25 protein-coding genes and 1 tRNA gene are annotated in these 23,648 nt (G+C 59.8%); 9 read left to right on the top strand and 17 right to left on the bottom strand.

The window, feature by feature from the left end; translation table 11 throughout:
- Positions 1–128 precede the first annotated feature (128 nt).
- Positions 129–1,301: a TIGR03862 family flavoprotein gene (locus ACUXVX_RS02275; RefSeq protein ID WP_446310196.1), complete on the bottom strand. Its 1,173-nt coding sequence runs from the start codon at positions 1,299–1,301 to the stop codon at positions 129–131.
- Between the two features lie 9 nt (positions 1,302–1,310).
- Here ACUXVX_RS02275 and ACUXVX_RS02270 point away from each other — a divergent pair, with 9 nt between their 5' ends.
- Positions 1,311–1,610, top strand: a complete 300-nt coding sequence (locus ACUXVX_RS02270; protein WP_446310195.1) for an HNH endonuclease — start codon at positions 1,311–1,313, stop codon at positions 1,608–1,610.
- Here the strand turns inward: ACUXVX_RS02270 and ACUXVX_RS02265 are convergent.
- Both ACUXVX_RS02265 and ACUXVX_RS02260 read right to left on the bottom strand, forming a co-directional pair.
- Positions 1,579–2,232 carry an enoyl-CoA hydratase/isomerase family protein gene (locus tag ACUXVX_RS02265; protein ID WP_446310194.1) on the bottom strand — a complete coding sequence of 218 codons (654 nt, stop codon included), beginning with the start codon at positions 2,230–2,232 and terminating at the stop codon, positions 1,579–1,581. The genes ACUXVX_RS02270 and ACUXVX_RS02265 overlap by 32 nt on opposite strands.
- The gene (locus ACUXVX_RS02260) at positions 2,229–2,981 is read right to left on the bottom strand and encodes an SDR family oxidoreductase (protein WP_446310193.1); all 753 of its coding nucleotides are present in this window, start codon (positions 2,979–2,981) and stop codon (positions 2,229–2,231) included. Before ACUXVX_RS02260 ends, ACUXVX_RS02265 begins: the two co-directional genes overlap by 4 nt.
- A gap of 146 nt (positions 2,982–3,127) precedes the next feature.
- Here ACUXVX_RS02260 and ACUXVX_RS02255 point away from each other — a divergent pair, with 146 nt between their 5' ends.
- The 3 genes from ACUXVX_RS02255 to ACUXVX_RS02245 all read left to right on the top strand — a co-directional run bounded on the left by ACUXVX_RS02255 (position 3,128) and on the right by ACUXVX_RS02245 (position 6,953).
- Positions 3,128–4,630, top strand: coding sequence for a DUF2125 domain-containing protein (locus ACUXVX_RS02255; RefSeq protein WP_446310192.1), 1,503 nt, complete (start codon positions 3,128–3,130; stop codon positions 4,628–4,630).
- 195 nt (positions 4,631–4,825) lie between these two features.
- Positions 4,826–6,178 carry a TldD/PmbA family protein gene (locus ACUXVX_RS02250; protein WP_446310191.1) on the top strand — a complete coding sequence of 451 codons (1,353 nt, stop codon included), beginning with the start codon at positions 4,826–4,828 and terminating at the stop codon, positions 6,176–6,178.
- The gene (locus ACUXVX_RS02245) at positions 6,165–6,953 is read left to right on the top strand and encodes a 3'(2'),5'-bisphosphate nucleotidase CysQ (protein ID WP_446310190.1); all 789 of its coding nucleotides are present in this window, start codon (positions 6,165–6,167) and stop codon (positions 6,951–6,953) included. The genes ACUXVX_RS02250 and ACUXVX_RS02245 overlap by 14 nt, the downstream gene beginning before the upstream one ends.
- Before the next feature lie 58 nt (positions 6,954–7,011).
- Here ACUXVX_RS02245 and ACUXVX_RS02240 read toward each other — a convergent pair whose 3' ends face one another.
- Genes ACUXVX_RS02240 through ACUXVX_RS02230 form a run of 3 tightly spaced genes read right to left on the bottom strand, consistent with a single transcriptional unit; the run spans position 7,012 to position 10,221 of the window.
- Complete coding sequence (locus ACUXVX_RS02240; RefSeq protein ID WP_446310189.1) at positions 7,012–7,467, bottom strand: DUF6173 family protein; 456 nt, start codon at positions 7,465–7,467, stop codon at positions 7,012–7,014.
- 3 nt (positions 7,468–7,470) lie between these two features.
- The gene (locus ACUXVX_RS02235) at positions 7,471–8,505 is read right to left on the bottom strand and encodes an MBL fold metallo-hydrolase (RefSeq protein WP_446310188.1); all 1,035 of its coding nucleotides are present in this window, start codon (positions 8,503–8,505) and stop codon (positions 7,471–7,473) included.
- Between the two features lie 9 nt (positions 8,506–8,514).
- Entirely contained in the window at positions 8,515–10,221 is a 1,707-nt protein-coding gene (locus ACUXVX_RS02230) for an acyl-CoA dehydrogenase (RefSeq protein ID WP_446310187.1), read from the bottom strand.
- A gap of 111 nt (positions 10,222–10,332) precedes the next feature.
- On the opposite strand from ACUXVX_RS02230, the gene ACUXVX_RS02225 reads away from it, so the two are divergent.
- Positions 10,333–11,280: an L-threonylcarbamoyladenylate synthase gene (locus tag ACUXVX_RS02225; RefSeq protein WP_446310186.1), complete on the top strand. Its 948-nt coding sequence runs from the start codon at positions 10,333–10,335 to the stop codon at positions 11,278–11,280.
- 38 nt (positions 11,281–11,318) lie between these two features.
- On the opposite strand, the gene mtaB is transcribed toward ACUXVX_RS02225, so the two are convergent.
- Both mtaB and dapF read right to left on the bottom strand, forming a co-directional pair.
- Positions 11,319–12,575 carry a tRNA (N(6)-L-threonylcarbamoyladenosine(37)-C(2))-methylthiotransferase MtaB gene (gene mtaB, locus ACUXVX_RS02220; RefSeq protein WP_446310185.1) on the bottom strand — a complete coding sequence of 419 codons (1,257 nt, stop codon included), beginning with the start codon at positions 12,573–12,575 and terminating at the stop codon, positions 11,319–11,321.
- The gene (gene dapF, locus ACUXVX_RS02215) at positions 12,568–13,347 is read right to left on the bottom strand and encodes a diaminopimelate epimerase (protein WP_446310184.1); all 780 of its coding nucleotides are present in this window, start codon (positions 13,345–13,347) and stop codon (positions 12,568–12,570) included. The genes mtaB and dapF overlap by 8 nt, the downstream gene beginning before the upstream one ends.
- A 136-nt stretch (positions 13,348–13,483) precedes the next feature.
- Between dapF and ACUXVX_RS02210 the strand changes: the two genes are divergently transcribed.
- Together ACUXVX_RS02210 and ACUXVX_RS02205 are read left to right on the top strand one after the other, a co-directional pair.
- A tRNA-Lys gene (locus ACUXVX_RS02210) sits at positions 13,484–13,559 on the top strand.
- 276 nt (positions 13,560–13,835) lie between these two features.
- Entirely contained in the window at positions 13,836–16,733 is a 2,898-nt protein-coding gene (locus tag ACUXVX_RS02205; RefSeq protein ID WP_446310183.1) for a DNA methyltransferase, read from the top strand.
- On the opposite strand, the gene ACUXVX_RS02200 is transcribed toward ACUXVX_RS02205, so the two are convergent.
- Positions 16,730–17,932 carry a phospholipase D-like domain-containing protein gene (locus tag ACUXVX_RS02200; RefSeq protein WP_446310182.1) on the bottom strand — a complete coding sequence of 401 codons (1,203 nt, stop codon included), beginning with the start codon at positions 17,930–17,932 and terminating at the stop codon, positions 16,730–16,732. The two genes, ACUXVX_RS02205 and ACUXVX_RS02200, sit on opposite strands and share 4 nt — an antisense overlap.
- Before the next feature lie 317 nt (positions 17,933–18,249).
- On the opposite strand from ACUXVX_RS02200, the gene ACUXVX_RS02195 reads away from it, so the two are divergent.
- Positions 18,250–18,696: a hypothetical protein gene (locus ACUXVX_RS02195; protein WP_446310181.1), complete on the top strand. Its 447-nt coding sequence runs from the start codon at positions 18,250–18,252 to the stop codon at positions 18,694–18,696.
- A gap of 177 nt (positions 18,697–18,873) precedes the next feature.
- Entirely contained in the window at positions 18,874–19,314 is a 441-nt protein-coding gene (locus ACUXVX_RS02190) for a hypothetical protein (RefSeq protein ID WP_446310180.1), read from the top strand.
- On the opposite strand, the gene ACUXVX_RS02185 is transcribed toward ACUXVX_RS02190, so the two are convergent.
- The 8 genes from ACUXVX_RS02185 to ACUXVX_RS02150 form a co-directional block, all read right to left on the bottom strand.
- Positions 19,311–19,520 (bottom strand): hypothetical protein, encoded by a 210-nt coding sequence (locus ACUXVX_RS02185; RefSeq protein WP_446310179.1) that lies wholly within the window; start codon positions 19,518–19,520, stop codon positions 19,311–19,313. The genes ACUXVX_RS02190 and ACUXVX_RS02185 overlap by 4 nt on opposite strands.
- A gap of 13 nt (positions 19,521–19,533) precedes the next feature.
- On the bottom strand, positions 19,534–20,274 hold the full coding sequence (locus ACUXVX_RS02180) for a hypothetical protein (protein ID WP_446310178.1): 741 nt from the start codon (positions 20,272–20,274) through the stop codon (positions 19,534–19,536).
- Positions 20,259–20,864, bottom strand: a complete 606-nt coding sequence (locus ACUXVX_RS02175; protein ID WP_446310177.1) for a terminase large subunit domain-containing protein — start codon at positions 20,862–20,864, stop codon at positions 20,259–20,261. Before ACUXVX_RS02175 ends, ACUXVX_RS02180 begins: the two co-directional genes overlap by 16 nt.
- 163 nt (positions 20,865–21,027) lie before the next feature.
- Entirely contained in the window at positions 21,028–21,618 is a 591-nt protein-coding gene (locus tag ACUXVX_RS02170) for a hypothetical protein (protein ID WP_446310176.1), read from the bottom strand.
- Complete coding sequence (locus tag ACUXVX_RS02165) at positions 21,605–21,997, bottom strand: hypothetical protein (protein WP_446310175.1); 393 nt, start codon at positions 21,995–21,997, stop codon at positions 21,605–21,607. Before ACUXVX_RS02165 ends, ACUXVX_RS02170 begins: the two co-directional genes overlap by 14 nt.
- On the bottom strand, positions 21,994–22,575 hold the full coding sequence (locus tag ACUXVX_RS02160) for a hypothetical protein (protein WP_446310174.1): 582 nt from the start codon (positions 22,573–22,575) through the stop codon (positions 21,994–21,996). Before ACUXVX_RS02160 ends, ACUXVX_RS02165 begins: the two co-directional genes overlap by 4 nt.
- Positions 22,576–22,729: 154 nt before the next feature.
- Positions 22,730–23,101 (bottom strand): hypothetical protein, encoded by a 372-nt coding sequence (locus ACUXVX_RS02155; RefSeq protein ID WP_446310173.1) that lies wholly within the window; start codon positions 23,099–23,101, stop codon positions 22,730–22,732.
- Complete coding sequence (locus ACUXVX_RS02150; protein WP_446310172.1) at positions 23,101–23,400, bottom strand: hypothetical protein; 300 nt, start codon at positions 23,398–23,400, stop codon at positions 23,101–23,103. Before ACUXVX_RS02150 ends, ACUXVX_RS02155 begins: the two co-directional genes overlap by 1 nt.
- Positions 23,401–23,648 lie beyond the last annotated feature (248 nt).

Below are 23,648 nucleotides of genomic sequence, written 5' to 3'. Positions count from 1 at the left end.
CATCTGCGGGTTGACTCGCGACAAATCGGATTGCTAGGTTTCGTGTGCCGAAGCGGCCATTCCCCAACATCAGGTGGGGGTGCATCCCAGGCAGGCACGCTTCGGCACGACACCCCAAAATCTTGAATCTATCCGAGGTATTGCAGCGCATGTCGCCCCGCCCAGCGCCCCGTTGCGAGGCAAGCGGTGAGCAAATAGCCACCTGTGGGGGCCTCCCAATCGAGCATTTCACCGGCAACGAAAACGCCCGGCTTGGCCCGTAGCATCAGACCGTCGTCCACCGCCGCGCGGGTCACGCCTCCGGCGACCGAAATCGCTTCATCGAGCGGGCGTGGGCCATTGTGGCGAATGGGCAAGGCCTTGAGCAGAGTGGCCAAAGCCGCGCCCTCCGGCAGAGGCCGCCCGAATTCCATAACCAAGCCCCGCGCGACAGAACTCAGACCAAGGCGTTTGCGCAGGCGGTTGCCGATGCTCTCCTTGCCGCCTTTGGCCAGCTGCGCGGCGACATACTCGGTGGTCATATCTGGCAGCAGATCGAGCAACAGCGGCGCACCATCCCGCATTGCGGCTGAGACCTCGTAGATCCCGCCGCCTTCGAGCCCACGCTCTGAAACGACGAACTCACCTCGGCTCTGCGCCGCTCCGGCTGTCAGCCGCGCGCCCTTCACAGGGCTACCAAAATGCGGCGCCATGTGGTGCGACCATGTTACTTCGAACCCCACGTTCGCTGGCCGAAACGGGGCAAGCTCAATGCCCTCGGCTGCCAGCAACTCTGCCCATGCGCCGTCCGAGCCAAGTCTTGACCAGCTTGCTCCGCCCAGTGCGAGAATCGTTACTCCGGGCTTTATGCGCTGCATGCCCTCCGGCGTGTCGAAAAGCGCTGCCCGGTCCTCCCATCCACACCAGCGCCAACGGGTCCGCACCTCTACGCGCGACAGGCGCCCCATCCAGGCGCGTAGCAGCGGCGACGCTTTCATCGCTTTGGGAAAAACCCGCCCAGTCGAGCCCACGAAGGTCGGCTGCCCCAGCTCCTCTGCCCATGCACGCACGTCCGCTGGTCCAAAAGCCTTGAGCATCGGTGCAAGCCAGTCGGTGCCATAAGCCGCCACAAAGTCCGCTTCCTCCTTGGTCAGGTTCAGTCCCGACTTCCCCGCCATAAGAAGCTTGCGGCCAACCGAGGGCTTGGCCTCTGCCAACAGCACGCTCTTGCCATCCGCCACCAGAACTTCCGCCGCAGCAAGCCCGGCCGGGCCGCCTCCGATCACCAATGCATCCGTTGTCACGCCAGCCTCCCGGCCCATCTATGCCTCATGGACGATCCACCGCCCATCTGCCCGCTGTGCCACCGGCCAATCCCGCCCGGCGTGCCGCAAAGCCGACACCACCTGATCCCGCGTCTGCGGGGCGGGAAGGGCGGTGAAACGGTGCTGCTACACCACATTTGCCACAAGGAGATTCACGCCACGCTGACGGAGACAGAACTCGCTCGCGACTATGCAACACCCGAGGCCTTGCGCGCCCATCCGCGTCTAGCCGCTTTCATCACATGGGTGGCCAAACGCCCACCCGAGTTCAACCCTAAGACGGCAGGTCCGCGTCGGCGGAGATGACGCCGGGCACCGTTACGCCTCGGCACATCGCCTTGATGCCTGCGCGCGTCTTGGGCTCGGCTGCGATGGCCGCCTCGCAGAGCGCTGCTGCTTCGCCAATCAGCGACTCGGGCTCGACCAGCCGATCCACCAACCCCCAGGCCACGGCCTCATCCGCTGCGACTTTTTGCGCCGCCAGCAAAATCATCCGCGCCCGGCCACGGCCCACCAACGCGGTCAGCCGCGCCGGATCGGACGGTTGGGGCAGATAGCCGAGTTGCATGACGGGATAGAAGAACTTCGCCCCCGGCACTGCGATCCTCAGGTCGCAGGCCAACACCATGCCAAAGGCGCCGCCCGCCAGCGTTCCATTCAGCGCAGTCACCGTCAGCGCATCGCTCTCGGCCACGGCATGGGAGAGACGCTCCCAGAGCGGAGAGGTCGCCAAGCCCGCCTTGGCCTCATCCAGATCAGCCCCGGCGGAGAAGACCGTGCCTTCGCCCGTGAAAATGAGGGCACCACCCGGTGCCTCCTCCACGGCCTCGATCAGAGCTTCGAGCATTTCCGAGGTCAGGGAGTTGGCCTTGTCGGGGCGGGCGATGGTGATCGTCCGCAGCCCGCCTTCATCGGAGACGCGGATCATAACAGCCCCACCTTGCGGCGAATCTCCTCGTCGCGCAGCGACACTTCCGCACCTTTGAAGTCATCAGCCTCCGCCGTGCACATCCAGAGCAGCGCCTTAGCAGGCCAGTCCGGCGCAATATGGTCGGACCAATCGAGCTGGCTCACCGGATTGATACCGCTTGCCTTGATGTCGCGCTGCATCTGCGTGGCCACGGTGCCCGGAGAGAGCGAGATCGCACGAATGCCCTGCGCGCCGTTTTCCTTGTCGACCATCCGAGTCAGCATGAGCGCACCGGCCTTGGAGGCGCAGTAAGCCGACCATGCCTCCACCGGGCCATGTGCCGCGCCCGAGCCCACGGTCAGGATGGTGCCGCCGCCCTGCTCCAGCATCACCGGCAAGGCCGCGCGCATACCGTTGAAGACGCCCTTCAGGTTTACGTCGATCACTTGCCCCCATGCATCTGGATCGGCTTCAGCCAGATGCGCGATCGGCTCCAGCATGCCCGCGTTGTTCACCAACACGTCGAGCCGCCCGAAGGCCTCAACCGTGGCTGCCACCGCGGCCTCCATCTCCCAGAATCGGCTCACATCGCAGGGGATTGCGAGCGCGACCTCGGCGCCCAGTTCCCCTGCCAGATCGGCCACGGCTTCCTCACTCCTGGCCAGCAGTGCGACCTTTGCGCCAGCACCTGCAAAGGCACGCGCAGCCTCCGCCCCGATCCCCCGGCTTGCACCGGTGATCATAACAACTTTGCCGCTCATCTCCATGGCGCACCCTCCTCATTCAGTTTTGTCCCAGAGATAACGGAAAGGTGCCTTTCGTCCACCCGGTTCGGTCTTTCCTGCCCTTGACCCCGCCCGCGCCCCACGGGAGGATGCCGCCACTTCATTTCTGCCCGAAAGGACATTCTCCAATGAAACCATTCCTCCGCCTGTCTGCTGCGGCCGCCGCACTTTGCGCCGCCAGCCCCGCCGCATGGTCGCTCACCGCCGAAGAGGCTTGGGAAGCCTGGGTCGGTATGGCCGCCGAGTATGGCGAACAGGTGACCGCTGCGGACACCTCCATGTCGGGGGGTGTGCTCACCGCTTCCAACGTGGCCGTCTCGATGGAGATGGAGGAGATGACCATTTCCGGCACCCTTGGCGATGTGACCATGACCGAAAACGGTGATGGCACTGTTGCCATCGCGATCCCGCCCGAGTTCCAGTTGATGATGTCCGTCGCGCCGGAGTACGGCGAGAAGGTCGAGCTGAACATCAATTTTGCGATGGACAACCTCGATATGTCGGCCGCCGACGCCGATGACGGCGTGGCATTCACCTATGCCGCGCCCTCGATGACATTCGGCATCAGTGACATGAAGGTGGACGGTGAAGCGGTCCCGCTCACCTTCACCGGCACAATCGGCAACTCGGCTGGCACCTACACCAAGGCTGGTGAGGGCATTGCGTCTCAGTTCACCGCCGAGACCCTTCAAATCGACTTCGAGGGCCGTGATCCTGAGGGCGGCGGCAGTGGCAAGGGCTCGATCACCATGGCCGACATCGCCTCCAGCTCGACTGGTCAGGGCCAAATGTTCTTCATGGACCCCGAGCAGCTTCCAGCAATGCTGAAGGCTGGCGCTTCAATGCAGGGCAGCACCACCGTCGGGGCCACCACCTTTGCGGTGGAGGGTGTCGATGGCAGCGATAATTTTGCGGTTTCCGGGAAGATGGACGGCGGCTCCGGCTCGGTCACGCTGAACGCCGAGCAGGTGCTCTACGCGGTCAACTACACCGGCTTCGATGTCACCATGTCCGGCTCGGATATTCCGCTGCCGGAAGTTTCCCTCGGCATGGGGGAAACCTCGTTCAACGTGATTTTTCCGCTGGCCCAATCCACCGAGCCCAAACCCTACATGCTGGCCGTCGGTCTGAACGATGTGATCATCGCTGACGGTATCTGGAACATGTTCGACCCGGGCACCGTGCTGCCGCGCGATCCGGCCACGCTCACCTTCAACCTCGCGGGCACCGGCAACTGGCTGATCGACATTCTCGACGAAGAGGCGCTGGCCAACCCGCAGGGCATGCCGGGTGAACTGCACTCGCTGAACATCTCGGATGTGAAGCTCAATGTAGCCGGTGCGGAGCTGACTGCCGACGGAACCTTCACCTTCGACAATTCCGACCTGATGACCTTCGGCGGCATGCCTGCCCCCGATGGCACGCTGCGCGCCCGCCTCTCGGGTGCCAACGGGCTGCTGGACAACCTCGTGACCATGGGCTTCGTGCCGGCTGATCAGGCCAATGGCGTCAAGATGATGTCGGGCATGTTCTTCCGCCCCGGTGATGGGCCGGATGTGCTGACCACCGAGATCGGTGTCTCTCCTGACGGCACAGTTTCGGCCAACGGCATCCCGATCCCTCTCCAGTAAGCGGCATCGAGGCAAGTATAACGCCCCCGCTGCGCAGTGCGCAGCGGGGGTTTTCTGTTCCGCTCAGATGCTCACCAACGGTGCTCCAGCGGATTGACTTGGCGCGTAGCCTCGGCGGTTTTCATCCCTCCGGGCTTGCACCGCGCCTACCCGGAAGCTAGCTCAGGTCGGCAGAGCCATGCCGGAAGGACCGAAATGACAGATGCTCCCAGCCTCGAAAGCCTGACAGAGGCGCTGCTCTCCGCCGCCCGTAGCGCTGGCGCCGAAGCCGCAGACGCCATGGCTGTCGCCTCCACGTCGCTCTCCATCGACACGCGCGCAGGCGCTTTGGAACAGGCAGAGCGGTCAGAAGGCACCGAGATTGGCCTGAGGGTACTCGTGGGAAAGCGGCAGGCTTGCGTATCGGGCTCAGACCTGCGCGCAGAGACGATGGCCACCATGGCCGAGCGGGCCGTTGCCATGGCCCGGCTGGCCCCGGAAGATCCGCACTGCGGCCTCGCTGACCCTTCGCAACTGGCGAAGGGTTGGGATGTTGCCGCACTCGATCTCGCCGACGTCGGCACGGAGCCTGAGGCCACTGCCCTGCAAGAGGCCGCGCTGGCCTGTGAGGCCGCCGCAGCTGGCGTCTCGGGCGTGACACAGGTTGAAAGCACCTCGGCGGGCTTCGGGCGCACACGCATCCACCTCGCGGCGTCCAACGGGTTTTCTGGCGGTTACATGCGCACCGGGCACATGCTTTCGGCGTCCGCTATCACCGGCACCGGGACGGCGATGGACCGCGACCATTGCTACGAGCACCGTATCTATCACGGTGACCTTCCCACGCCTGCCGAAGTCGGCGCTCTCGCCGGTGAGCGTGCTGCAGCGCGTTCCGGGGCCCGAAAGCCGCCTTCCGGCCGCTTCCCTGTGCTCTACGACGAGCGTGCTGCCACCTCGATCATCGGTCACCTTCTGTCGGCCGCGAATGGCGCAGCAATTGCTCGCGGATCATCTTGGCTGATCGGCAAGGTGGGAGAAGCAGTGTTGCCCGAAGCGCTCTCTCTCACCGAGGATCCGCACCGCGTCCGCATATCCGGCTCCCGGCCGTTTGATGGCGAGGGGCTGGCCACGCGTGCCTCCGCCATCGTCGAGAATGGACGGCTCGCTCGCTGGGTGCTTGATCTTGCGTCCGCCCGAAAACTGGGGCTGGAGAGCACCGCCAATGCCGCGCGCGGCACCTCAGCGCCACCCTCGCCCTCGGTCAGCAATGTCACTTTGACGCCTGGAAGCGCCAGCCGCGACGAACTGCTCTCGAGCATGGGTACCGGCCTGCTGGTGACATCGCTCATTGGCTCCACGATCAACCCCAACACCGGCGACTACTCGCGCGGCGCTTCAGGCTTCTGGGTTGAGAACGGTGAAATCGCCTACCCCGTTCACGAGTGCACCATCGCTGGCAATCTTCTGGACATGCTGGCCAGCCTGACGCCGGCGAATGATGCCAAGGCACACAAATCCCATCGCATCCCATCTCTGTTGGTCGAAGGGCTCACCCTTGCCGGGGCATGATGCGGCGAGTGACCTTGCGCTGCTGACCGAGGCAGCGGCGATGGCCGGCGACATCGCCATGCGATACTTCCGCGCCGAACACCGCGTTTGGGACAAGGGCGATGGCGCCGGGCCGGTGACCGAGGCAGACCTCGCTGTCGATGCCATGCTGCGCGGCAAGCTGATGGGGGCCCGGCCCGACTACGGCTGGCTCTCGGAGGAGACCGCGGATGATGTCGCACGGCTCTCCGCTGAACGCTGCTTCATCATCGATCCGATCGACGGCACACGCTCGTTTACAGCCGGCGAGGTGAGTTGGGCGCACTCCATCGCCATTGCCGAGGCGGGCCATGTGATTGCTGCAGTGGTCGCAATGCCTGCCAAGAAGGTGACCTATGCTGCGTCTGCCGGAGGCGGCGCCACTCGCAACGGCAAGCCCCTGCACGTCACCGCCGTCCCAGGGCCAGATGATGTGACAATCGTCACCGCCAAACCCAACCTCGCCGATCACTATTGGCCCAACGGCACACCGCGCCACACCCGCCACTACCGCCCCTCGCTGGCCTATCGGCTCGCTCTAGTCGGAGAGGGTCGTTACGACGCGATGGTCACGTTTCGGGATACCTGGGAATGGGACATCGCCGCTGGGGCGCTGATCGTGGAGGAGGCTGGCGGCATGGTCACTGACCGGCATGGTGCACGGCTACAGTTCAACACGCCCAGCCGCCTTACCGCCGGAACCTTGGCCGCCAACCCGGCGCTTCATAGCGGTCTGCTGCAAAGGATCATACCGTAGGTCGGTTGTCCCGATCGTAAAATAGTTACCCCGCTGCAAGTACAGAGCCGTTCAGGGCCTATTCCAGACCTTTCGCGAGCCTGAAACCGATGCGCTGAGCCTCGACCTCGCCCTTGGGCTTCGGCAGCGCTCGGAGCGTGACATTGAGCTGGGTCACGTGCTGTACAAGCTGCATTCGCCCGCCCTCCATGTCTCGACCATAGAAGCTGACGATATCGGGGGCGAAGAAGCCAATCCCTTCGATGCGCAGCAACCCTGCTCCACCATCCGTCATGCCCATAGCAATCTCTTCATCGGGGTCGAGTTGTTCCTCGAAATTCTGAATATAGAGAATCAGCCGCTCATAGGCCCATTCGGCAGGCGACTTCTCCTCCGCGGGCCGCGCACACATGGCCTCCGGTAACGGCTTCTGTTCTGCGGTCGCCGGGGCGTCCGGGTCGGCGTGAATGGCCCGGGACCGCAAAAGGGCGGCTTCCTCATGAGCTTCAGCAACCGTGCGAATATCGTCGTTCATGGCTCAGACCACCCGGAAAACGTATGCATCACCGGGCCCAACCTCACGGCTAACCTTTCCGGTGACGTAGAGATGATTCAGATGGCCCACTGCTTCGACGAGCGCCAGACCGTAGGCATCGCCCTCAATCTTTCGGCCGAAGATGGGCTCGAAGCAATCGTGGGCAGTGCCGGGTGTCGCAGCGAGGTGCTCCAACACCCGGTCAAGGGCGGCATGGTGGTTGTCGGCCATCTGCACCAAACGCGCCGGAAGGCCGGTAAAGGGCAGTTTGTGGCCGGGCAGCACGAGTTGATCGTCGCGGGCGTAGGCCAAGAGGCGCTCGCAGCTCTCCAGCCACTCGCCCACTGGATCCGCCTCCGGCTCGGTCGGGTAGACACCAAGGTTGGGCGAGATCGACGGCAACAGCTGATCACCTCCCAGCACAAGCGAGTCATCCTCACACCAGAAGGTGGCATGATCCGGCGCGTGGCCCTGACCGAGCCTGACGCGCCAGCTGCGCCCGCCTAATGTGATGGCATCGCCCTCCGCGATTCTGGTGAACCCGAGCGGCAGCGGAACGGTCATGTCGGCAAAGTTGAAGGGCCGCTCGACGCAGCGCCGTGCATAGATGTCCGGGCTCATCCCGGCCCGCCGCCAGAACAGCTTCTGGGCTTCCACGGGGCGATCCTGCTCATCGAGTTGGAGCATCCGGGCGGTGAGCCATGCGACCCGCGTCGCCACGATCTCAGCACCCTGCTCGGCGAGCCAGCCAGCAAGGCCGATGTGGTCGGGATGGTGGTGGGTCAACACCACCCGGCGCACCGGCTTGCCGCGCAGCGGCCCGCTCAGCACCGCCTCAAGCTGCACCCGCGCCTTCTTCCACGCCATACCGCTGTCAATCAGCGTCCAGCTATCGCCTTCGTCGAGCGCATAGAGGTTCACGTGATCCAGCGCCATCGGCAGCGGCAGGCGAAACCACAGGATGCCCGGCGCCACCTCGACGGCGTCACCGGGCGCAGGCGGGCTTTCCCATGGGAAAGTGAGGGGCTGAGCGTCCATGCCCCTGAGCTAGCCCGCGAGTTCCTCGTTGGAAAGGGCATCCATCCCCTCGCCGCCCATACGGACCTCTTCGGCGAGACCTGCATGCTGTGACAGGAGCCGGGTGATGTAGAACTGGGCGAGCCCATAACGCGGCCCCTTGTCGCCTTCGGCGCGGGCTGCGAGCAAATGATAGTGGGCCCCGAGCACGCGGGCGAATGCCCGCAGGTAGGCCACAGCCACGGCGCCCCGGGCGTCCATGTCCATGCCAAGCAAGGCCTCGGTCAACTCGCGCTGCACCTCGGCGGCGTTCCACACCGCATCAGCCAGCCGCGGAAACTGCCCTCGTGCCTCTTCGGCAGCATCTTCGATCTCCGAGATCACCGTCAGCGCAGCTTCGCCGCCGTCCATCAGCTTGCGGCCCACGAGGTCAAGCGCCTGAATGCCGTTGGTGCCCTCGTAAATCGTGGTGACTCGAACATCCCGGTAGAACTGCGCCGCACCGGTCTCTTCGATGAAGCCCATGCCGCCATGCACTTGGATGCCCATCGCTGCCACCTCGCAGCCCACATCGGTACCGTAGGCTTTGGAGATGGGGGTGTAGAGCGCAGCGCGGGCTGCCCAGCCCGCATCCCCCGTGGCGTTGGCCATGTCGAGCGCTACGGCATTGGCCAGCGCGATGGCGCGTGCCGCTTGGGTCTCGGCCTTCATGGTCATCAGCATCCGCCGCACATCGGGGAACTCGATGATGGAGCCCGAGCCACCGACCTTGCCCTGCTTGCGGTCAGCAGCATAAGCGACGGCGGCTTGCGTGGCTGCCTCGGCCACGCCGATGCCCTGGATGCCCACACCGAGGCGGGCGTTATTCATCATAGTGAACATTGCGGCCATGCCACCATGCTCTCGGCCCACCAGCCAGCCGGTGGCGCCATCGTACTCCATCACCGCCGTGGGAGAGCCGTGAAGGCCCATCTTGTGCTCTAGCGACACTACCCGCAGGCTGTTCCGCTCGCCCGGCGTACCGTCGTCTTTGGGGATGTTTCGGGGCACCATGAACAGGCTTATGCCCTTGGTGCCCGGCACGCCATCAGGCAGACGAGCAAGCACGAGATGGCAGACGTTCTCGGCAAAATCCGCGTCGCCCCAGCTGATGTAGATCTTCTGCCCGGTGATGCTGTAACTGCCATCCCCATTCGGCTCTGCCTTGGTGCGGAGCGCCCCAACGTCCGTTCCGGCCTGTGGCTCGGTCAGGTTCATGGTACCTTGCCACTCGCCGCTGATGAGCTTGGGCAGGTAGGTGGCCTTGAGTTGATCAGAGGCATGATGCTCCAACGCCTCGATCTGGCCCTGGGTCAGCAACGGGTTCAGCGCAAGTGAGAGGCAGGCGCCGTTCATCATTTCATTCACTGATTCCATCAGCGCGATCGGCAAGCCCATGCCGCCATGCTCCGGGTCTGCGCTGATGCCGATCCAGCCGCCCTCGGCGATGGCCTTGTAGCCTTCGGCGAAGCCGGGCGAGGTGCGGACTACGCCATTTTCTAAGACTGCTGGGTGCAGATCACCATTGCGCTGGAGCGGCCCAAGAACCTCGGTGCAGAGCCTGCCTGCCTCGGTCAGGATGGCATCGACCATCTCTCCGCCCGCTTCGGCGAAGCGCTCGGTCTCGGTCACCTGCCCGTAGCCAACCACGTGGTTGAGCAGAAAGCGAAATTCATCTGTGGGTGCGGTATAGGGCATCGGCAAATCCTCCTCGGTCGGCCTTGAGGGGCCGTTCGCGGCAGCATAAGAGAGTTGGCACCCGCCCCCAAGCGAAAGGGCGCAAGAACGCGGCGTCACGAGGGAGCCCCAATGACCGAACGGCTGGAAGGCGAATCAGGGCTGACACGCGCGGTTGCGCTATTGCGCGCTGGTGAGCTTGTGGCGATCCCGACGGAGACGGTTTATGGCCTTGCCGCAGATGCTCGAAATGGCGAGGCGGTGGCCGCGATTTTCGAGGCCAAGGGACGGCCTCGGTTCAACCCGCTGATCTCACATCTGGCGTCTTTGGAGGCTGCTGCAGAGGTGGGCGTGATCGAGGGCGCGGCTTTGGAACTGGCGCAAACATTCTGGCCAGGTCCGCTAACGCTGGTGGTACCGTTGCGTGCTGAATCGGGCCTTTCGTCGCTCGTCACCGCCGGACTAGGCACCGTCGCACTCCGTGTTCCGGCGTTGCCGCTGGCTCACGCGCTGCTTACAGCTTTCGATGGCCCGCTCGCCGCTCCGTCTGCAAACCCTTCGGGCAAGATTTCTCCCAGCACCGCAGACCATGTGGCAGAAAGCCTTGCAGGCCGCATCGCTGCAGTGCTGGATGGTGGACCTGCGGAGGTGGGCGTTGAAAGTACTATCGTCGATTGCTCCGGTCCCACCCCGCGCCTGTTGCGGCCCGGCGGTCTGCCGGTGGAGGCGCTCGAAGCTGCGCTTGGCGCGCCCCTGAACCACGAAGCGCCGACCAACGACACCCCTCCAAACGCGCCCGGCCAGCTTTCCTCCCATTACGCGCCGGGCAAGCAGGTGGTGCTGAACGTCACTAAGCCGGCTGAAGATGCGCTGTTTCTAGCTTTCGGGCCGGGTTACCCGCAGGCCAGCGCCAACCTTTCGCTGGGTGGCGATCTCCGCGAAGCTGCGGCCAATCTTTTTGCGATGCTGCATGCGCTCGACACTCAGCCCGGCTCAGTGATCGCCGTCGCGCCGATTCCAAACAACGGTCTCGGTCTCGCAATCAACGACCGCCTTACCCGTGCTGCAGCACCGCGATAGCGTGCGCTCCGGCGCTCAAAGAGTTAAGATGGTGGGGCTCAAGCAGCCGTAAGACGCGGGCCTTCGCTACCAGTGATTGTAGCCGAGACGAGGGCGCCTTCAGGCTGATCACTGGAGAACTGCACCTCTGCAAACTGCTCCGTACGCCCCATACGAGAGGACTCAGTTAGCACGGTATGGGTCCGGCCGCGCTGCGCGGCGAGGTGGCGTGCGATGGCATGTTCACCGGCTGCACGGAGGCGGGCGGCACGGGATTTGATTTCCGGGCCGGGAACCGCTGGCATTTTGGCAGCGGGCGTGCCTGGGCGGGGGGAATAGGGGAAGACGTGAAGCCAAGTCAGGTTGCAGTCTTCCACCAGACGAAGCGAATCCTCAAAGTGAGCCTCGGTCTCGGTGGGGAAGCCGGCGATGATATCGGCGCCGAAGGTCATCTCAGGGCGCAGCTTGATAGCATCTTCGGTGAAGCGGATTGCGTCGTCTCGAAGGTGGCGGCGCTTCATTCGCTTAAGGATCAAGTCGGCGCCGTGCTGGAGCGACAGGTGGAGGTGGGGCATGAGTCGCGGCTCAGTGGCGATGGCCTGCATGAGGTTCTCATCGACCTCGATCGAGTCGATCGAGCTGATCCGCAGGCGAGGCAGGTCGGGGACCAGCTTGAGGATGCGCATAACGAGGTCGCCCAGCTTGGGCTGTGCGGGCAGGTCGGCGCCCCAGGAGGTGAGGTCGACGCCGGTGAGGACTACTTCGTTGAAGCCTTTGCCGACGAGCCGCTTGATCTGCTCGACCACCACGCCCGCAGGCACCGAGCGCGAATTGCCGCGGCCGAAGGGGATGATGCAGAAGGTGCAGCGGTGGTCACAGCCGTTCTGAACCTGCACGTAGGCGCGGTGGCGGCCGAAACCGTCGATCAGGTGACCCGCCGTTTCTGTCACCGACATGATGTCGTTGACCTGCACGCGCTCGGTGTCGCCGATAAAGTTGGGCGCAAGACCGGCCCAGGTCTCGGGCTGCATCTTCTCGGTGTTGCCGATGACATGGTCGACCTCGGCCATCTCGGCGAAGGTTTCCGGCGCGGTCTGGGCGGCGCAGCCGGTGACAATGAGCTTTGCGTCGGGATTGTCTCGGCGCAGCTTCCGAATATCCTGCCGGGCCTTGCGCACCGCCTCGGAGGTGACGGCGCAGGTGTTGACGATCACCGCGCCGTGCAGCCCGGCCTCTGCCGCCAGCTCGCGCATTGCCTTTGTCTCATAGGCGTTGAGGCGGCAGCCGTGGGTGGAGAAGATCGGGGCGTCAACCATGCCAGACGCCATCGAAGACATGGGCTGTGGGGCCGGTCATCCAGACGCCCTGATCGTTCCAGTCGATCTGGAGCGTGCCGCCGTCTAGAACAATCTCGACCGCGCGGCCAGTGATGCCGCGCCGGGCCGCTGCGACGGCGGTGGCGCAGGAGGAGGAACCGGAGGCAAGGGTAATGCCCGTACCCCGCTCCCAAACCCGCATCCGCAGCCGGTCAGGCCCAATCAGTGAGGCAAACTGGACGTTGGTGCGCTGAGGGAAGAGCGGATCATGCTCGAAGCGCGGGCCCTCGGTGGCAAGGTCCACCGCTTCGGCATCCTCGACGAAGAAGGTGCAGTGTGGGTTGCCCATTGAGGTGGCCGTGGGGGTGCCGGGCAGTGGCAGCTCCAGCGTGCCCATCTCGCGGGCCAGCGGGATCTGCTGCCACTCCAGACTTGGCGGGCCCATGTTGACACTGACGATGCCGCCCAGATCGCGGGCGAGGTGGTTGCCGTTGGCCGTGGAGAGGGTGACATGGGTCACGCCCTTCTCGGCCATCAGGTACTGCGCAATGCAGCGGGTAGCGTTGCCACAGGTTGCCGAGGGCGAGCCATCGGCGTTCCAGAAGGTAAGGTGGCCGTCGCTCTCACCTGTGTCAGTGATCACCGCGAGCTGATCGAAGCCAACGCCTCGATGACGGTCGGCCAGAGCCATGGCCAGATCGGGTGTTACAGCAGCTCCCCCCGCGCGGTGATCGAGCACCACGAAGTCATTGCCAAGCCCGTGCATTTTCATGAAGGGCAAGCCGGAGGGAGGGGTCTGACTGCGCATGGGCGGGCATATACAGCGCGGGTGATACGCTTTCCAGTCCGGGATGCAAGATTCCCGCTTGACCCTTCTTTGGGGATTCCCTAGAGAGCGGGCCTCAAGTGGGCCGTTAGCTCAGTTGGTAGAGCAACTGACTTTTAATCAGTGGGTCGCAGGTTCGAATCCTGCACGGCTCACCACTTCAACCGATTGATCGGAAACGAAAAACCGCCGAGCGAGAGTTCGGTGGTTTTCGTTTTTATGATACGATTTTGATACAATCGACATCAAGCAACTACGGCCCCCTGTCATCAAGGATCGGAGCCAGTAGATTATCGTAGAGTAGGTTGCGGGTGCCGCATCGAGAATGGTTCATGCTTGGGGCTGCAAAAAACTGCAAGCTTTGGATGCTTCCAGTTGCATCGCAGTGGTGCAAGCGATACAGATTCTGCAAATAGGAACAATATTGCAGATTCATGTCGAAACAGCGCCTAGTCCTTGAAACGTCTGAAGAACGAAAGGCAGCTCTTGCTGCTAGACTGGATCTTCAAGGAGAAAGCTTTGCGGAGTGGATTGACGACCAAATTGAGGACGCGATAGAGCCCACCTACGCCGATTTGGCGGATGGTATGCAGACCCCTTCAAGCATGTCAAAGCTCCTCGAAACTGATGCACTATCAGTTCTAGAAGGCGTTGACTGGTCATTCACTTCCGCGGACACGCGATACCTTACGCATGACCTGCATCCCTATCCTGCCAAATTCCCTCCGCAAATACCTGCGCACTTAATCGCGGCCCTCTCAATGCCCGGGGACACTGTTTTCGATCCCTTCGGCGGGAGCGGAACGACTGCTGTCGAAGCTGTCCGATTGAAGCGAAGCGCCGTTTCTTTAGATGCAAACCCTCTTTCAGCCTTAGTTGGCAGGGCCAAAGTCGCCTGCTTGAACGAAGCATCGGAACGTGAGCTCGAATCTCTTGGTGTCGCGGTCCAAAGCTATGTGTCCGAAGCGAAAGGTAAGACCGAGCGGTGGTCACAAGAGCTGATGATTCGTCACGCAAACCAAGTGCCCGAGATTCCGAATTTTGAGAAATGGTTCTGTAACTCGGCAGCGAGCGAGTTAGCACTACTTCGGCATCTGATTTTGTCATTCACTTCTGGCGTCGCGGAGGATGTCGCTCATGTCGCCTTCGCAAGAATCGTAACTCGTGTCTCAAACCAAGATTCTGAAACACGCTACGTAGCCAAACCGAAGGATTTGCCGGCCGGCTTTACTCTGAGAGCTTTTCAGGAATCACTTCGAACAGTCGTCAAGAAGCTTCAAGTCGCGCGTTCCACTATGCGTGGAGCATCTGCCAACTTTCTTGAAGCAGATACACGGTTGTCTATTCCAGAACTCTTGCCGCCTTCTTCAGTCGATTTGATAGTAACTTCGCCTCCATACCCTAATGCTACTGACTATCATCTGTACCATCGCTTCCGTCTTTTCTGGCTAGGTTTTGATCCGCGGAAATTCGGAGCAGTTGAGATTGGATCGCATCTGAAGCACCAACGAAAAGGCACAGATTTCTCTGAGTACGTAGAGGAGATGGAAAAGGTTCTGTCAGGGTGCTTTGAGGTGTTGCAGCCTGGCCGTTTCGCAGTTTTTGTCGTGGGTGACGCCGTATTTAAAGGAACGCAATTCTCTACATCGGGAGCTCTGGCTGAGATAGCCAAGAGATGCGGGTACCAAGTAATTGGAACAATTAGCCGTCCAATACACAACACCAAAAGGTCGTTTGCCCAACCCGCTCGGCGAGCAAGATCGGAACAATTACTCGTCCTCAGGCGCCCCAATTCGCCAATCCAAGTAACTATCACCGGGCCCGCCTACAAAATGTGGGGCTATGAGCGAACGCTACGAGCTTCAGAACTCGACGGCCTCGGTCTCGATCCGATAGTCGAAGCCGATGCGGTTGAAACAGTAAACTTGGAAGTTCAGCAACCCCAGCTTTGGAACCTGCGCCGGACTGCGTTCTCTACATTTGTCACACCTGAAAACTCGTCAACGGGTCAGCCAGTTTGGCAAAAAGTTCTTGAAAATGGTGACGCGGATCGCGCAACAAGGAAAGATCCAAAGTATGCAACTCACGGGCTGCATGCTTACAAAGGAAAATTCTATCCACAATTAGCGAAGAGCTTGTTGAACTCGTCGGGTATCGATGTTGGTTCAACAGTTCTTGACCCATACTGTGGTAGCGGCACTGTCCCGCTTGAATGCTTGCTGAACGGATACCGAGCGGTCGGTTTCGACATGAACCCACTCGCGGCGAAAATCGCACGCGCTAAATCGGGTATATTGCTGATTGATCCGGAACTTGTTGAGCTTGCAGCACAGTCTTTGGTGTTGGCGATTCCAGAAAAGACTCCGAAACTCGAAATGACACAATTTCCGGATGCTGCACACGCAGAATTAGAGCGCTGGTTTTCCACCCCTGTACTCGCCAAAATCAACTTCTTGCTTGGGAGAATACGCCTACTCGGCAATGCAACACTTGTTGACTTCTTCGAAGTACTTGTCAGCAGCATTGTTAGGGAGGTTTCTCAGCAGGAACCAAGTGACCTACGGATTAGACGTAGGAAGGCGCCCATCGTAGATGCGCCAGTTTTCGAGCTTTTTCTGCGCAAACTTGAAGAGCAGATGATGCGCCTCCAGAAATATTGGTCTATTGCTGCGCGACAACTTGGAGAGCGTCTTGCTCCCTCAATTTTTGAAGCAGACTCCCGTCTTCCACTCAGTTTTTCCAATGCAGGTGTGGCCGGCGCTTCGGTCGATTGTGTGGTAACAAGCCCGCCATATGCGACCGCGTTGCCGTACATCGACACCGACCGCTTGTCGATTTTGGCTCTGATGGGAATTTCTTCGTCGGAACGCTCTAGAGTTGAAGAGCACCTAACTGGTTCGCGGGAGATAAAGACAAAGGATCGGCTCGCTTTTGAAAGCGAGATCATTAGCGGCACTGTTGATCTTCCAGAGCCAGTACTGGAGACACTGAATTTTATTAGGGAAGGTAACGAATCGTCTAATGTTGGTTTCAGACGTAAAAATATGCCCGCTTTATTGCTACGTTATTTCCGCGACATCGGTGACACGCTGAAACAAGTGAAACTGGCAATGAAGCCGGGGGCATTGGCCTATTATGTGGTTGGGGATAGTCGTACTAAAGTTGGGGACGATTGGTTCGCAATTCCGACTTGCCTGCACGTCGCTCAGATAGCGGAGAATTTGGGTTTGGAGGTTTTACCACATATACAGATTGATGTGACCACGGAACGAATGCTTCATATGAAGAATGCGATAACTGAAAATGACATCCTAATCTTCAGGAAGAGTTAAAACCATCCAAACCTCCGAGCTTGACCTTTACCACCGCTTGGCATCACTTGATTACACATCGCTTCCCAAGCGGGATAGTCAGGACTGTCCGGTCGGTGAATTGTGAGATCGTAGTCAACGCCGCCTTGTATACTATCCTCCATAACTAGGATCGAATAATCAGGAACAACTGGAACAAGAATGGACGCGGTTATTCGAATTTCTCCCTTCGTTTCATAGAATACTGTGTTCAGAGAATAAGACTTCTCCTGAAGAAATAGAGATCCACCCGCGCCATAAACTTGTATGTTTACAACCGGATCAGGGTCTCTTTGAGGGTATGGTTTGCCTGCGGCACTCTTTGGGGTTGTCATTCCGGTGAATGGGAAGCCAAAAAAGCTTGGGTTCTGATTAATGGCAGTTTTGCTCAAAAATATCTCGCCATTGTGGTGAGGGACGATTTGAATTGCCAAGCCTGTTGCTGCTGCTGGAGCAGCGTGCGCTAGTTCTCCGAGGGTTGCGTGAGCACCTGCCGCCGCTACCTTTTTCTTTGACTTGGCACTGCCAGGTAGCGCGGAGGGTGGTTTTAATTTGAGTCCACTCTTTGCCTTTGCTGGCTTTCGGGTCGCGAATGCTTTCTTTCTAGAAGCGTTGATCGTTGCCTCGTGTACAATATCGCCGTCGGCTATCAGCTTTTTTAACAGGGATGGGTCAAGCAATTGGCTTGCAGGGCAGGACGCCGGAAGAAGCTGTTCCCACATTTCGTTTGCCTCGTCGAGCACCTGCTGATCACCGGGTAGTGTGGCATCTACGATCATGTTCGCTTCGAAATTGGTCTCCGTTCCTCCAACGGTCAAATTGCTCGACCCCAAATAGAGCCTAGCCCTGGTCGTACCTGAGAAAATGTATGCCTTCGGGTGGAATGTGATTCCTCGCTCTTGTGTCACAAAGACTTCATCACACAGAGACAAGGCCAGTTCTAATGCTTCAACGCTGGTTCCTTGCTGGTCAATCCCGAAGATCGCTCGCGTCTTGTTCCCTTTCTTTCGCCAATCTTCAAGTCTTTGGGCTAATCGATGCAGTGGACCGGACTTCGCATAGGCAACAAGCCACCTCAATTCATTGAAGTCAGCTGTCTCCAAGTCGGATTTCAGATCGTCTAGGAGACGTCGTTTCCCCGTAGCTTGATCAACTGGTTTGATAATTTCGATCTTGGCCATCATTCCTCCGTCAGCGAACCGTCTACTGCTAGAGGTTGAAAAGCAAGATGGATTGTTTGGGCCTAGGTGAGCTATCTGCCAGAGGAAGACGGTCTTGTTTGCCGACAAGTTGTGGTTGGCTCGCAAGTCAGACTACCTTGCAATTCGCAGACTCTACTGCCCGATCGGACAGAGACCTCATAGCTAAGAGTTGATGTCCTTTCCGGGGTACGACCAACCAGTCCGGTAATGCGCTAGTGTGTAGTAGATATTTACGCTATAATTTCACGTTACTGACGGTGGTGGGATTGGGGAGCCAGCTAGTTTTGAAGTATTGGATGATTGTGGAGCGGCTTGAGAACTGGCACTTGGACTCCCAAAATGGTTTTGTTGAGTTCGGTTTGCCGGAGCGAAAAATAAAAATGGCTGGCGAAATCGAACAAGGCGACACCCTAATTACTTATGTTTCTAGCGGAGTATCAGCGATCTCAGATACGCGGATCGTCAGAAGCACAAGTCCTAAGAGGCTTCAATTAGGTGGAGACTACGATACAGCCTTTCCAATTGCTCTGGAGACGAAACCAGCAATTGTGCTTGAACAGGAAAGGTGGATTACGTTTTCTCAGATAGCTAGCACGCTTTTACTCACAAGCGCAAAGAGCGATTGGCGACAAACTTTCAGGCAAAGCCTGATACCGCTTGCCGATGCTGACGGCAAAAGATTGCAATACCTCATTGAGCGGGCATCCAAAGATCAGTTTTCCGCGTTCTCTAGGAACTCCTAACAAATAAAGTGATGCATTGCGGAAAACCCGAAGACACCGCATCGCTGCGCGAATTTACTGGGTCGCTAGTCGATCTCGTCGGTCCAGCACGCACTCAGTATGCATGAGCCCGACGAGAGACGCGGTTTCCGCCTAGCTCGTCATCCAAATGCCATCATCTGGCAAGATAAAGCAGTAATGGAAGACTGGAGGAAAAATCTTACGCCTGAAGAGGCTCGCGAATTGGAAGTCGAAGACGCCCATCTTCGCAGGCGCGATGCTGTGTTTCGCAAGCGTGCCAAAGACGCGTTTCGAATGGCGTGCAAGCGTGCTGGACCGGCCATGCCCGTATGGCTATCGGCAGGCCAAAAAGAATCAATGCTAGAGCTGTACCTCGTCGCGCAGCATTTAGAAGCGGTTCGGAGCGGGAAATGGCAGGTCGATCACATTGTGCCATTACATGGCACGTGCCCCGAAACTGGGAACTTTTACATATGTGGGTTGCATGTCCCATCAAACCTGCGGGTTATCGCTGCCGAGCATAACAGATCGCGAAGTCACAATCTTCCGACTTTCGACCAAAGCGGGTTCGACTCGAAGGACATCCTCAATCAATCAGACGATGAAATCCCGTTTTAGTTTTGGTGGGTCATCCCGACACCTTCGACAAAATGGAATGCCGAGTATAGGTGCGGTGGACGCTGATCTTCGAAACGCTTCAAGTCGTCACTGCTAGGAACGTCCTTCCACTCCACGATGACTTTCGTGCGACCTACTGGGTCGCCTGTCGTGCGAGATGGTTTGTATTCAGGTGCCTCTTCGGTGATGATCTCATAGTGCGCCATGGCGTGTTCCTTTCTATGTCCAGCCTTGAAGGTGATAGACGCGCATCGTTTGCCCCGGCAGGTTTTGCGACGCGAACGCGCCGACGATCAACGAGATGCCGAGGTCGCCGTGTCCAGCGGTTGTTCGTGCCTGCGTGATGATCTGATTTCCAGCGGCCGTCGTTTGCAGCGAGAAGGATGCAAGGTCGCCCTCGATCTCTTTGCGCAGCGACAGGTCGTGCGCGAACTTGAGTGATCCACTCGCGAACAGAACGGACGTGTTCTCGATCATGAACGTCTTCCCGGCGTTCACGTATCGCGCCCCTTCCTCCGACCACGATTGCCCGCCCGTCATCTGGACGGCGCGATGCGGCACGCTTTGCTCGAACAACATGTCCGAGACGACGCGCCCGAGTGATGTGCCGTCGATCACGAGTTCCGACTTACCCCCGAATGGCGGCGCGTTCGTAAGTCGGATCAGGTGGTCGCAGACATCGACGTATGACACGTCGCGAAAGCGATCCGCGTAGACGACTGTCCGTTCCCGAGGCCCAAGGATCACCTTGCTGTCTTCGATGATCGGCAGGCACTCGTCCTTGATCGCGATGACCGCCGTGTAGTCATTCGCCTGTCCAAGGTCCGCCGCAATCCAGAAACGTTGATACCCTTCAACGCGTGGGATCGCCGGGTCCTGATGTGTCTCGTTGACGACGCGCCCATCCGGTAGGAAGTGCAGGTCGTGTTTGTTGTTCTGGTATTCTACATCTTTGGACATACCGCGCCCTCCGTGCTTGTTGCGGCCTCGATCAAATCCATCTGGAAGTACGCCTGCCCATCGGCGAGCATTTCGACGAGGATTTCCTGTCTGAACTTCGTTGCGGACAGCGTGCGCCGCATCCGTTCGACCTTCTCTTTCAGTCGTGGGATTTCCGTTCCCTTGACGACGATCCGCTCTACGCCATCACCCGGCTTTGCCTCGGTGAACAGCTTTGCGAAGTAATTGTTTTTCCCTGCAGGCGTGGATGAGAAATACACCTGACCGTCTTCCGTGAGCATTGGCAGGACGCCCGCAATCAGGTCCTCACCGCCACCTTCCCCTTGCAAGAACGCGCACTCGTCGATGATCAGCAGCGACACCGACATGAACCCGCGAATGGTGTCTGAGGTGGACGGCAACGCGACGACACGCGCGCCGTTGCTCAGTTCGAGTTCGGTCTGCGTCGGTCGTGTGATTTGCAGCTCTGTGTTTTGAAGCTGACGCCCGATCTCCCGTGCGATGATCTTCGCCTGACGTTCCGCAGGCGCGACGCAGATGGTGAGTGAGTTCGGGATGTGTAATTCCTCGACCGCACGCGCGGCTAGCACGGACGTCTTCCCAGCTTGGCGGCACACTCGCAAAGCCACTTCACTGCTCTTGGACAGAAAAGCATCCAACTGCCACTGGTCGGGCCTGTGACCAATCCAGTGTGCTAGCCGCGCGCTCGGGTCGAGCGAGCGTTCTAGGTCTTCGCACCATGGTATGAGCGCATCAAAAGGGATCGCCTTGCTCCTTCGTGATCGAAAGGACGTGGTGGCGCATGTGAAGCAGCAGCGGTTCCCTCGCTGCTGGCACCTCCTCGCAGACGGCTTGCAGGATCGTTTTGAGCGTCACCCACTCAGGCGATTCCGAAAGCTTGATGTCCACGGTGAGATTCTGGTTCATCTTCCCGTGCATGGTTGCGATGTCTTTCAGCACCTTTCTCAGGCCTTCCATCGCAGCCAGGGCGAACGCGTCGTCCTCGTTCTCCTCGGCCTTCGTGATCAGCTTCTCCACACGGCGGGCGAGACTTTCATAGGTGGTCGCGATGTCCAGCCGTTCCGGATTGAGGAACTCGGTCGTCGCGTCGATGGATTCGAGTTTCAGCTTCGCCGCAACCTCGCGCCGCATCTCCTCCGTGATGTGGTTTTCCCGGAACCGCCAAATCACTTCTGTCGTGGTCCCGAGGCGCTTCGCGATGTCCGCGAACGTCTTGCAACCCGGCGCGTCCAACTCGGATTCGACGATCTGCCGGATGATCGCGTTCTTGTCTGGGTGTTTCAGGTTCGTGTTCGGACGACCCGACGCCTTATTGCCCGCCATCTGTCACCTCGGTCATCGGTTGGGTGCTGTCGAGCGCCTGTTTATGTTCGTCCGCATACCAACGGATGCGTGCCCGGAGGGCCGCCCATTCAGGATCGGAGACATCGCCCACATGGTCATGAACACGCTCAGCCAACTGTTCCCCAACGCCTGCCCGCAGAAGGTCATTGAAAAGCTGGCCCGCAGTGCAGCCGAGCAGGTGCAGTTTCATCGTCGATGCTAAGAGGGCGATGACTGCATCCAGAACGCTGTCTGACGGATCAAGTGCGGTCAGGCGCTCCCCATCCAGCAAACGAACGTCTGAGGCGACGTAGAAAGCGTCTCGTCCAACCACTACCTGCGTCGCGTATTGAAGGCAGGCCCTATCAATTGCTTTCATGCGCCTTCTCCATCAATTGGAGCTTGCGTTGCATGTGCTCGGGGAGGTCGTCGGACGTGTCCCACGATTGCACAACGAAAACCTTCACGCCGGAGCGTTTGGTATTGCCGCGCGTCCTTCATGTCGTCGCGTCGCAGGTATGCGACCTGACGATCCTCGTCTTTAACGAGGCGGGTCTTGAGGCTTGTGTCTATGGGCGTACGCGTGTTGCGTCGATGGTTGTCGAGGGTTGGGGCGTCGTCGGTGATCGTCAGGGTCGCGCCAGCCCATTGGGCCGCTTTCTTCGCCGAGTGATACTTCACGGGATCGCGGGCGTCGCTGCGGGACAGCGAGTGCGTCGGGTTTGCGTTCTTCGGATACCAGTTGCCGTCCTCGCCCTGAACCATGCCCGGAGGAATGGATGCAGGTGGGAAAGCGGGATTCTGGGTTGCGCGTTTGTTGTCCTTGATCTGATCGAGCAAGCGGTCGTTGTGCTGCTTGATGCCGTCAATGGTGGATTGCTGCGCGGTCACGGTTTCCGTGAGAGTCGAAACTTGCTTGATGAGCGCCTTAATGGCGGTGTTCGTGTCGTCTGGCATGTCGTCGTCCTTTCAAAGCAACGGGCGCGGTGATGTGCTAGACCGCGCCCGTTCCCATGGTTCAAAAGAAAGACGATGCGCGCCGCGCTCAGAATGAATGTATTACCCGCTATGGTTGTGTTCGACCGGAACATTAGGTCTTACGGTCTCTTTTTCAGGTGCTGCCACAAGGCACGAGCGCGGTCGGCTTTTGTTCCGCGTGCTTGATCGCAACACCTTGGGCGCCAAGCTGTCGCGGCCACGGAAGGTCACTGTCGAGAATTGAGCGAACACGCTCCGCAAGTACGTCACCGTCGAAACCGAGGTAGTCGCACAGTTCGTTCCGCCACTTGGCAAACGCACCGTGACGCTCGGTTAGGAAAATCATGGCGCGCTGAGCGTTATTGCTGTTCGATGTCGATTGGCTGACCTTATCGGTGGCAGCGCCTGACATGTCCGAAAAAGCCTGCGCGATGATCGCGGCGACGAAGCGTTGTTCCGGTGTCGATTTGCGCCCGGGCGTAAGGATTAGGGCGTTGCGAGCCATTATTGGAGGTCGGAGATCAGGGGCGTGATGAAACGCCACGGCACCTCGACGGCCTTCGCGGAATATGGGGGACTTTCGATTTTGACACTGGCATCTAGCGGAATGGCGTTGAACGCACTGCCGTAGAAGGGGGTGGTGTCGGGCATGAGCATTGTCTTAAGGACAGCGGCCAGCTCGACCGCGCCCGGCACGTCCAGTTGGGTCTTGTTAGTGTTCGTCTGTTGCACGACGGTCGCCACGTCGTGCTCGACGGACGCGTAGACGCGCATTGATTGTGTGGGCAGCAGCTTGCTGGTCATGTCGTTCCTTTCCCTTGGGCGCGACGCATCGAGGTTTCATCACCGAGCGCGAGTTAGGGAGAACGCTCGGGCCACACCAACCCACCCCCGATGCGCCGCAGTGTGGTTGGTCGTGACGTTCAACGCGTATCAACTGAAGGTTGCGTTGTGTGATCGAAACGAGGTCTTTTGCTGGATATCTGAGGTGCTGTATCAAAGCGCGTATCAAAACTGCCGTGCGACCACGGATAGCGCCATATTTTACTGGG

The sequence above is a fragment of the Vannielia sp. SX4 genome, assembly GCF_052828525.1.
Note: the sequence above shows the minus strand (reverse complement) of the source record. Positions and strands in the feature narration are given on the sequence as shown.